This is a genomic window from Mycobacterium sp. 1245499.0 (genome assembly GCF_001673615.1).
Classification (GTDB): domain Bacteria; phylum Actinomycetota; class Actinomycetes; order Mycobacteriales; family Mycobacteriaceae; genus Mycobacterium; species Mycobacterium europaeum_A.
Genome location: NZ_LZMG01000362.1, coordinates 1 through 10272 on the forward strand (window position 1 = coordinate 1; position 10272 = coordinate 10272).

The 10272-nt window shown below is 69.1% G+C and carries 7 protein-coding genes and 1 pseudogene; 2 read left to right on the forward strand and 6 right to left on the reverse strand.

Annotated features, from left to right (window positions below):
- Nucleotides 1-17: 17 nt before the first annotated feature.
- Nucleotides 18-1280, reverse strand: coding sequence for a histidine--tRNA ligase (gene hisS, locus A5646_RS22350; RefSeq protein WP_067024236.1), 1263 nt, complete (start codon nt 1278-1280; stop codon nt 18-20).
- A gap of 3 nt (nt 1281-1283) precedes the next feature.
- Nucleotides 1284-1952 (reverse strand): MBL fold metallo-hydrolase, encoded by a 669-nt coding sequence (locus A5646_RS22355; RefSeq protein WP_066861041.1) that lies wholly within the window; start codon nt 1950-1952, stop codon nt 1284-1286.
- Nucleotides 1953-2069: 117 nt separating this feature from the next.
- Here A5646_RS22355 and A5646_RS22360 point away from each other — a divergent pair, with 117 nt between their 5' ends.
- Both A5646_RS22360 and A5646_RS22365 read left to right on the forward strand, forming a co-directional pair.
- Complete coding sequence (locus A5646_RS22360) at nt 2070-2966, forward strand: peptidylprolyl isomerase (RefSeq protein WP_067024239.1); 897 nt, start codon at nt 2070-2072, stop codon at nt 2964-2966.
- A 96-nt stretch (nt 2967-3062) separates the two neighbouring features.
- Entirely contained in the window at nt 3063-4811 is a 1749-nt protein-coding gene (locus A5646_RS22365) for a protein kinase (protein WP_066861047.1), read from the forward strand.
- A 3-nt stretch (nt 4812-4814) separates the two neighbouring features.
- Here A5646_RS22365 and A5646_RS22370 read toward each other — a convergent pair whose 3' ends face one another.
- The 4 genes and pseudogenes from A5646_RS22370 to secF form a co-directional block, all read right to left on the reverse strand.
- Complete coding sequence (locus tag A5646_RS22370; protein ID WP_066861064.1) at nt 4815-7193, reverse strand: bifunctional (p)ppGpp synthetase/guanosine-3',5'-bis(diphosphate) 3'-pyrophosphohydrolase; 2379 nt, start codon at nt 7191-7193, stop codon at nt 4815-4817.
- A 43-nt stretch (nt 7194-7236) separates the two neighbouring features.
- Nucleotides 7237-7761 carry an adenine phosphoribosyltransferase gene (locus A5646_RS22375; protein ID WP_067024242.1) on the reverse strand — a complete coding sequence of 175 codons (525 nt, stop codon included), beginning with the start codon at nt 7759-7761 and terminating at the stop codon, nt 7237-7239.
- Nucleotides 7762-7768: 7 nt separating this feature from the next.
- The gene (locus A5646_RS22380; RefSeq protein ID WP_067024245.1) at nt 7769-9478 is read right to left on the reverse strand and encodes an ABC transporter substrate-binding protein; all 1710 of its coding nucleotides are present in this window, start codon (nt 9476-9478) and stop codon (nt 7769-7771) included.
- Between the two features lie 5 nt (nt 9479-9483).
- Nucleotides 9484-10227, reverse strand: a pseudogene (gene secF / locus A5646_RS22385) (protein translocase subunit SecF); the annotation flags it as partial.
- Nucleotides 10228-10272 lie beyond the last annotated feature (45 nt).

Below are 10272 nucleotides of genomic sequence, written 5' to 3' on the forward strand. Positions count from 1 at the left end.
GCCGCGCGGGCGACAAGTTAGCGGCTGAGCCGCCCGAGCACCTCGTCGACAACGGAATCCAGCGTGACGGGGACCTGCTCCCCGGTCCCGAGATCCTTCACCCCGACCGTGCCGGACTCGAGATCGCGGTCGCCGAGGACCAACGCGATCCGGGCGCCCGAGCGGTCGGCCGCGCGCATCGCGCCCTTGAGTCCGCGGTCGCCGTAGGCCATGTCGACGCGCACACCGCCGCCGCGCAGCTGCGCGGCCAGCACCGCCAGGCGCAACTTGGCCTGCTCGCTCAGCGGCACGCCGAACACCTCGCAGCGCGCGGCCTCCCCCGCACTCTTGCCCTCGGCGCGCAGCGCCAGCAGCGTGCGGTCCACACCGAGCCCAAACCCGATGCCGGACAGGTCTTGTCCGCCCAACTGGCGCATCAGGCCGTCGTAGCGACCACCACCACCGATGCCGGACTGCGCGCCCAGTCCGTCGTGCACGAACTCGAAGGTCGTCTTGGTGTAGTAGTCCAGCCCGCGGACCATGCGCGGGTTGATGACGTAAGGCACGCCCATCGCGTCCAGATGCGCCAGCACGGTGTCGAAGTGCTGCTTGGCCGCGTCGGACAGGTGATCGAGCAGCACCGGCGCTTCGGCCGTCATGGCGCGCACCTCCGGCCGCTTGTCGTCGAGCACCCGCAGCGGATTGAGCTGCGCCCGGCGCCGGGTCTCCTCGTCCAGGTCGAGACCAAAGAGGAACTCCTGCAACAGTTCCCGGTACTGCGGGCGGCAGCTGTCATCGCCCAGCGAGGTGATCTCCAGGCGGAAGCCGTCGAGCCCGAGCGAACGGAAACCGGCGTCGGCAATGGCGATCACCTCGGCGTCCAGGGCCGGGTCGTCGACGCCGATCGCCTCCACTCCGACCTGCTGCAGCTGGCGATAGCGGCCGGCCTGCGGACGCTCGTAGCGGAAAAACGGCCCCGCGTAACAGAGTTTGACCGGCAGCGCGCCGCGGTCCAGCCCGTGCTCGATGACCGCACGCACCACCCCGGCGGTTCCCTCGGGCCGCAGCGTCACCGAGCGGTCGCCGCGGTCGGCGAACGTGTACATCTCTTTGGACACCACGTCGGTGGATTCACCGACGCCGCGGGCGAACAGGGCCGTGTCCTCGAAGATGGGCAGCTCGATATCGCCGTAGCCGGCCCGGCGGGCGGCACCCAGCAGGCCGTCGCGCACCGCGACGAATTGCGCCGAGTCCGGCGGGACATAGTCGGGCACGCCCTTGGGCGCAGCGAACTCCGGCACGGGCTACAGGCCTTCGAGGAACGGGTTGAGGCGGCGCTCGGCGCCGATGGTGGTGGAGTTGCCGTGCCCGGGCAGCACCACGGTGTCGTCATCGAGCACCAGCAGCTTGTCGACGATCGAGGTCAGCAGGTCGCGGCCGCTGCCGCCGAACAGGTCGGTGCGCCCCACCGCGCGCTCGAAGAGCGTGTCACCGGTGAACACCAAGTCTTTCCCGTCCTTCGTCCCCCCGTCGACCCGAAAGATCACCGATCCCCGGGTGTGCCCGGGCGTGTGGTCGACGTTGACGGTCACGCTGCCCAGGTCCAGCTTGTCGCCGTCGCGGTCCAACTCGACGACCTGCTTGGGCTCCCGCCAGAACGCGCCCGCGACCATCTGCGCCAGGCGCGGGCCCAGGCCGTAGATCGGGTCGGTGAGCATGAACCTGTCCTCGGGATGGATGTAGGTCGGGCAACCGTAGGTGTCGGACACCTTCTGCGCCGACCACATGTGGTCGATGTGTCCGTGGGTGAGCAGCACCGCGGCCGGCGTCAACCGGTTCTTGTCCAGGATGTTGCGCAGTGCGCCCATCACCCGCTGTCCCGGATCCACGATGACGGCGTCCGTCCCAGGCCGTTCGGCCACCACGTAGCAGTTGCACTGCAACATGCCGGCGGGGAATCCGGTGATCAACACGCTTCCCAGTTTCCCACGGGCCCCACTTGACACGAGTCGCGGCGCCCACATTAGCCTGAGCTGGCACCTCACCCGTCTACGGGACTCCGACTTCACCAGCATGGAGGCATAGCGGCCGTGCCGACCAACGAACAGCGACGCGCCAACGCCAAACGCAAGCTCGAACGGCAGCTGGAACGGCGCGCGAAGCAAGCCAAGACGCGCCGGATCGTGCTGATCGCGGCCGCCTCGATCGTCGCCGTGGCCGTGATCGTGGCGGTGGTGATCACGATCGTCAACACCAAGCACGACCACAAGAGCAACACCGCGGCGTCGACGACCACCAGCAGCACCAGCTCACCGGAGTCCACGACCCCCGCGGGGCCGACCCCGAACGCCGCGCCGCTGCCGCCGTTCAAGCCGTCGGCCGAGCTGGGCGCCAACTGTCAGTACCCGGCCTCCCCCGAGCCGGCCGCCAAGCAGGTCAAGCCGCCGCGAACCGGCAAGGTGCCGACCGATCCGGCCCAGGTGAGCGCCAGCATGGTGACCAATCAGGGCCACATCGGCCTGATGCTGGCGAACAACGAATCACCCTGCACGGTCAACAGTTTCGCGAGTCTGATCGGCCAGAAATACTTCGACAACACCAAATGCCACCGGTTGACCACCTCCCAGGGCCTGGGCGTGCTGCAGTGCGGCGACCCCAAGGGCGAGGGCACCGGCGGTCCGGGCTATCAATTCGCCAACGAGTACCCGACCGACCAGTACCCGCTGAACGACCCCAAGGCGCAGGAGCCCGTCCTCTATCCGCGCGGCACGCTGGCCATGGCCAACGCCGGGCCCGGCACCAACGGCAGCCAATTCTTCCTGGTATACAAGGACTCCCAGCTGCCGCCGCAATACACCGTGTTCGGCACCATCCAGCCCGACGGCCTGGCCACATTGGACAAGATCGCCAAGGCCGGCGTCGCCGGCGGCGGTGAAGACGGCGCCCCCGCGACCGAGGTGACCATCACCTCGCTGCTGCTCGACTAGCGCCGATCGCAAGCGCGGCGCGTGCGCCGGGCGCGAAACGCCCTCTGATCGGCGGGATTCGCCCGACGTGCACCGCCGACGGCTTATGGTCGTTGGGTGAATCTGGATCCGGACACATTCGGCCATTACCGAATACTGGACCTGTTGGGACGCGGCGGCATGGGCCGGGTCTACCGGGCCTACGACGCGACCACAGACCGGGTGGTGGCGCTCAAAGTGCTCCCGCCGCATCTGGCCGAGGACCAGGACTTCCAGCAGCGTTTCCGCCGTGAGGCCCGCATCGCGGCCGGCCTCACCGACCCGCACGTGGTGCCGATTCACGGCTACGGCGAAATCGACGGCCGGCTCTACGTCGACATGCGACTGATCGAGGGCCGCGACCTGTCGCACTACATCGCCGAAAGCGGCGGCCGGCTCAGCCCGGAGCAGACGGTAGCGGTCATCGAACAGGTTGCGGCAGCGCTGGATAGCGCGCGACAGGCGGGCTTGATCCACCGCGACATCAAGCCGATGAACATCTTGATCACCACCGCGCGCAACTTCGTCTACCTGATCGACTTCGGCCTTGCCCGCGCGGAGGCCGACACTCAGCTCACGCAGACCGGCGCCACGATGGGCACCGTCGCCTACATGGCGCCCGAGCGCTTCAAGGGCAAAACCGATCATCGTGCCGACGTCTACTCGTTGGCCTGCGTGCTGCACGAGTGCCTGACCGGCAAGCGCCCATTCGCGGGCGACAGCCTCGAAGAACAGCTCAACGCGCACCTGAACGCCCCGCCGCCGCGACCGTCGGCGATCGCGCCCGAGGTGCCCGCGGCCTTCGACGCGGTCGTCGCCCGGGGCATGGTCAAGGACCCCGAACAGCGGTATCAGACGGCGATGGAGCTCGCCGAGGCCGCCAGGGCCGCGCTGCCGAGCCCGGCGACGGGACCGGTCGGCGTCGCCCCGCCGGCACCGCCACCGCAGCCCGGCGGCAGCCCGGATCCGCGGCAAGCACCCGGCCGCCCAACGCATTCCAGGCGTTTGCTGGTGGGCATCGTCGGCGCGTCGGCGCTGGCGCTGGCGGCGGTGGCGGCGCTGGTCTTCGCGTTGGTGACCCAGAGTCACGGCTCCGCGGACAGCGCGGCATCCTCCACCCAGACCCGGGCCCGGGCGCCCGGCAGGACCGGATCCAACCCCGGTTCCAGTGGCCCGGCGTCGGCGACGGCGCCGCCGCTGCCGGCGTTCGCACCGCCGCCCGACCTGGGTGCCGACTGCCAGTACCGGTCGGTGCCCGATCCGGTCAGCCGGCCGGTGAACCCGCCCCCGTCGGGCCGGGTGTCGACCACTCCCCCGCAGATCGGCGCCGTCATCTCCACCAACGTCGGTGACATCGCGATCCAGCTCGCCAATTCCGAGTCGCCGTGCACGGTGAACAGCTTCATCAGCCTGGTCAAGCAGCAATTCTTCGACAACACCCAATGCGCCCGGTTGATCAGCTCGCCCGATGGCGGGTCGCTGTTGTGCGGCGGCCCCGAGGTGGACGGATCCGGTGGCCCCGGTTACGAATTCGCCGACGAGTACCCCGCCGACCAATACAAGCCCGACGACCCCGCGCTGCGCGCGACGGTGGTGTATCCGCGCGGCACCATCGTCATGGCCACCGAGGGACCCAACACCAACGGCAGCCAATTCGCCTTGATCTTCCAGGATTCCGAGATGGAACCGCAGAGCACGGTGCTGGGCACCATCGACCAGGCGGGGCTGGCCACCCTGGACAAGATCGCCCGGGCCGGTATCGCCGGCAATCGGCAAAGCGGCGCGCCCACCAACCCGGTGAAGATCACCTCGGTGCGGCTGAGCTAGGGCTCAGGCCGCGGACGTCACGCGGTAGACGTCGTACACGCCTTCGACGTTGCGCACGACGTTGAGCAGGTGGCCGAGATGCTTGGGGTCGCCCATCTCAAAGGTGAAGCGGCTGATCGCAACCCGGTCACCGGAGGTGGTCACCGACGCGGACAAGATGTTGACCTTCTCGTCGGCCAGCACCCGGGTGACGTCCGAGAGCAGCCGGTGCCGGTCGAGCGCCTCGACCTGGATGGCCACCAGAAACACCGACGACGGCGAAGGCGCCCAATGCACTTCGATGATCCGCTCGGACTGCTGCTGCAGCGAGGCGGCGTTGGTGCAGTCGGTGCGGTGCACGCTCACCCCACCGCCGCGGGTGACGAACCCCATGATCTGGTCGCCGGGCACCGGTGTGCAGCACTTCGCCAGCTTGGTCAGCACACCCGGCGCACCGGGCACCGAGACGCCGACGTCGTCGCTGCTGCGCGGGCGGCGCAACATCGTTGTCGGCGTGGAGCGTTCGGCGAGGTCCTCCTCGGCCTGGTCGATGCCGCCGAGCTCGGCCAGCAGCCGCTGCACGACGTGCCGGGCCGACACGTGGCCCTCACCGATCGCGGTGTAGAGCGCGGAGACGTCGGTGTAGTGCAGCTCGCGGGCCACCGCCGCGAGCGTTTCGCCATTGACCAAGCGCTGCAACGGAAGTCCGCCCCGGCGGACCTCGCGGGCCATGGCGTCCTTGCCGGATTCGAGCGCCTCCTCGCGGCGCTCCTTGGCGAACCACTGCCGGATCTTGGCCTTGGCGCGCGGCGAGACCACGAATTGCTGCCAGTCCCGCGACGGCCCGGCGTTGGCCGCCTTGGAGGTGAAAACCTCGACGACTTCGCCGTTTTCCAGCTTGCGCTCCAGTGCCACCAGCCGACCGTTGACCCGGGCGCCGATGCAGCGGTGGCCGACCTCGGTGTGCACCGCGTAGGCGAAGTCCACCGGCGTGGAGCCGTTGGGCAGGGTGATCACGTCACCCTTCGGGGTGAACACGAAGATCTCTTGTACCGCAAGGTCATAACGCAGTGACTCGAGGAACTCGCCCGGGTCCGCGGCCTCCCGTTGCCAGTCGAGCAGCTGACGCATCCAGGCCATGTCGTCGATCTCCGCGGCGGCGTGCGGATGCGGAACGCCGTTGCGCCCCTTGGCTTCCTTGTAACGCCAGTGCGCGGCGATGCCGTATTCGGCGGTCCGGTGCATGTCGCGGGTGCGGATCTGCACTTCCAGCGGCTTGCCTTCCGGCCCCACCACGGTGGTGTGCAACGACTGGTACACCCCGTATCTCGGCTGGGCGATGTAGTCCTTGAACCGCCCCGCCATCGGCTGCCACAGCGAGTGCACCACGCCGACGGCGGCATAGCAGTCGCGGATCTCGTCGCACAGGATGCGGATGCCGACCAGGTCGTGGATGTCGTCGAAGTCGCGGCCCTTGACGATCATCTTCTGGTAGATCGACCAGTAGTGCTTGGGCCGGCCCTCCACCGTCGCCTTGATCTTCGACGCGCTCAGCGTGTTGACGATCTCGGCGCGGACCTTGGCCAGATAGGTGTCGCGCGACGGCGCACGCCCGGCGACCAGCCGCACGATCTCGTCGTACTTCTTGGGGTGCAGGATCGCGAACGACAGGTCTTCCAGTTCCCATTTGACGCTGGCCATCCCGAGCCGATGCGCAAGGGGCGCAATGACTTCCAGCGTCTCGCGGGCCTTGCGCGCCTGCTTCTCCGGCGGCAGGAACCGCATGGTGCGCATGTTGTGCAGCCGGTCGGCCACCTTGATCACCAGCACGCGGGGATCGCGGGCCATCGCGGTGATCATCTTGCGGATCGTCTCGCCCTCGGCGGCACTGCCCAGCACCACCCGGTCCAGTTTCGTCACGCCGTCGACCAGATGGCCCACCTCTTCACCGAATTCCTCGCTCAAGGCGTCCAGCGTGTATCCGGTGTCCTCGACGGTGTCGTGCAACAGCGCGGCCACCAAAGTCGTGGTGTCCATGCCCAATTCGGCCAGAATGGTGGCGACGGCCAGCGGATGGGTGATGTAGGGGTCCCCGGAATGGCGTAACTGGGTGGCGTGGCGGGAGTCGGCGACCTCGAAGGCCCGCTGCAGCAGCGACACGTTGGCCTTCGGGTAGATCTCCCGGTGCACCGCCACCAGCGGTTCGAGCACCGGGTTGAGGGTGCTGCGCTGGGCGGTCATCCGGCGGGCCAGCCTGGCCCGCACCCGCCGCGACGCGCTGCTCGACGTTTTCAGGGACTCCGTCGGGGGCTCCGGAACCTCCATCGGCTGCGTGATGGCCGGCGACTCCGAGACGTTAGTGGGCGCGTCAAGCGCTTGCGCCGCGCTGTTGTCCTCCGCCACGTTGGTCACCTCCGAATTCGAGGATATCTCCAATGGGAGAGCGCTACTCGCAAGTCAGGCTGTGCACGGCCAATGGCGCGACCGCTTCCCGGCCACACAGCGCGCTCAGTTCGAAGACCACCGCGGCCGTCGTCACGTGCGCCCCGGCACGCTCGAGCAGCCGGACCGCGGCGGCCAGGGTGCCCCCGCTGGCCAGCACGTCGTCGATGATCGCGATGTTGCGCCCGCGCAGGTCCAGGCCGTCGGCGGGAATCTCCAGCGTGGCGCTGCCGTACTCCAGGTCGTAGGTCTCGGCGTGCACCGGCGGCGGCAATTTCCCGGCCTTGCGGATGGCCAGCACGCCGGTCTGCAGCCGCTCGGCGACGGCCGCGGCCAGCAGGAACCCGCGGGCCTCGATGCCGGCCACCAGATCGGCGCCCGAGGCGATCTCGGCCAGCGCGCCGGTGATCGCGGTCATCGCCGTCGCGTCCGCGAACACCGGGGTGAGGTCCTTGAACTGGACGCCCGGCTTGGGAAAATCGGCCACCTTGCGCGTCAGCGACGCGATCAACCCGGCGGCGTTGGTCATCGGAGCCTCACTGGATCAGGGCCCATCGGTCCATGTTCCAGCCCGCGCCCCAGCGGGTCGGGTTCTTGCTCACCGCGTACATCTTCTTCGAGGTCAGCAGCGTGCGCTGCTGCCGGTACAGCGGCAGGGTGGGCATGTCGCCCCACAGTACCGGCGCGGTCTCGGTCAGCAGCCTGGCGCGCTCGGCGGCGTCGGCCGAGACCGCCAGCGCCCCGATCGCGTTGTCGACCTGCGGGTTGCTGTATCCGGACAGGTTGTTGCCGTTGCCGGTGTGCAGCGCGTAGGCATCCAGCGCCGACGACCCCGTCGACCCGCTGCCGGTGGCCCCGCCGGTGCTGGCCAGCAGCGCGTCGATCTTGCCGTCCTTGAGCGCCTGCGGCCCCGAGCTGTCCAGGATGACGCCGGTAACGGTGATCCCGGCCGCGGCGCACGCCTTGGTGATGACGCCGACGTTGACCGCGAGCCGCGCGTTGGGTCCCTGGTAGCCGATCCGCACCGTCAGCGGCGCACCGCCCAGCGCGGCGCGCGCCGCGCCCGGATCGGCCTTGGCGAACGCGTCGGCCTCGCCCGCCCCGTCGGCGGCCGACACGGCGTCATCGATCACCGGATCCAGGCGCGAGTTGGCGATCGGCGTCCCGGCGTCCTTGGCCAGCGAGTCGCGCGGCGTGCACAGCGCGACCGCGCGCCGGGCCTTGGGCGCGGCCAGCGGACCCTGCGGGGCGAAGATCAGCTGCTCGATGCCGCTCGACGGGCCATCGGAGCGCTCGTAGTTATCGGGTGTGGTCAGGGCGCCGGACGAACCCGCGGCGACGTCGACCACGTCGACGCTGCGGCTGTTGACCCGATCCTGGATGTCGGGCCCCTGCGACCACACGGTGACCCGCTTGGTGATGGCCTTGGGTCCCCACCACCGGTCGTTGGCGACCAGCACCACCGCGCCGCCATCGAGGATGGATTCGATTTTGTACGGCCCCGACGACGGGAAACGCTTTTCGAGCACGTCTTTTTGGAGCCCGGGCTTGAGGTCCCAGATGGTGTTCCACAGCTTCGCGATCTGGGCCACCAGCGGCCCGTTGTTGCTGAGCAGGGCCGCGGTCACGTCGACGTTGAGTTGGTCGGCGATGACGTGCGACGGCATCAACGAGGTCGCGGTGAACAGCTGGTTGTAGTCGACGACGCCGCGGTCCGGGATGAACGACACCCGGGCCTTCTTCTGCCCGGGGATGCATTCGACGTTGGCGATGTCGAGGTAGCCGGCCTGGGTGGCGGCGTGGAAGTCGGGAAACTTGCCGGACTGCGCCGCCCAGGCGAGCACGATGTCGTCGCAGGTCACCGGCTTGCCGTCGGAGTAGACGGCGTTGTCGGCGATCTGGTAGTCCAGCACCAGCGGGGTGCCGCCGACCACCGACACGGTGCCGAAGTCGCGGTCGGCGACGATCTGCCCGTCGGGGCCGTGATAGCTGAACCCGGTGAGCGTGCGGGCGAACGCCTGCGCCCCGGCCGATGCGGCGCCGACGACGGTGTTGGTGTTGTAGGTGGACAGCGGGCCGTCGACCACGTAGTCGATCTGGGAGGCGGCGCTGCCCGAACAGGCCGTCAGCGTGACACCCGCCGCCAGCACCACCGCCAATCCGGCGCCGATCCACCCCGTCAGGGCCCGGCGGCCGACCAGCACGCTACGACGACCGGCCCCAGTTCCCCGGTAGCTGGTGGCCATGGTGACTACCGCCGGCCGACGTTCCGCTTGCCGGTGGGACGCCGGGTCCCGGTCGGCCGCACGGGGCGAGCTCCCGGTGCCGGCTTGCTCGGCGCGGGCTTGGCCGGCTCGGCCGCCGTCGTCGTCGCTTCTTTCGCTTCCCCGGCGGTGTCGGCGTCGTCGTCACCGGCGGTCTCGGCCGCCGCGCGTGAGCCGGGGCTGCGCCGCCGCGTCACGCGGCGGGTGTGGGTGCGCACCAGCTCGGTGCGCTCGCGCAGCGTGACCAGCAGCGGCGTGGCGAAGAAGATCGACGAGTACGTGCCGACCAGGATGCCGACCAGCTGCACCAGCGCCAGGTCCTTCAGCGTGCCGACGCCCAGCAGCCACACCGCCACCACCATCAGCGCGAGCACCGGCAGCACGCTGATCAGGCTGGTGTTGATGGACCGCATGAACGTCTGGTTGATCGCGAGGTTGGCCTGCTCGGCGAACGTGCGCCGGGTGGTGTGCTGGAAGCCGTGGGTGTTCTCCTCGACCTTGTCGAACACGATGACGGTGTCGTAGAGGGAGAAGCCGAGAATCGTCAGCAGGCCGATGACGGTGGCGGGCGTGACCTCGAAACCGACCAGCGAGTACACCCCCGCGGTGACGCTGAGGTCGAACACCATGGTCGTCAGCGCGGAGATGGCCATGTACCGCTCGTAGCGCACCATGATGTAGACGCCGACCAGCACCAAGAACACGGCCAGCGCGATCAGCGACGCGGCGGTCTCCGAGACGTGGGGTGATCAGATCACCGACAAGGCGCTTGTCTA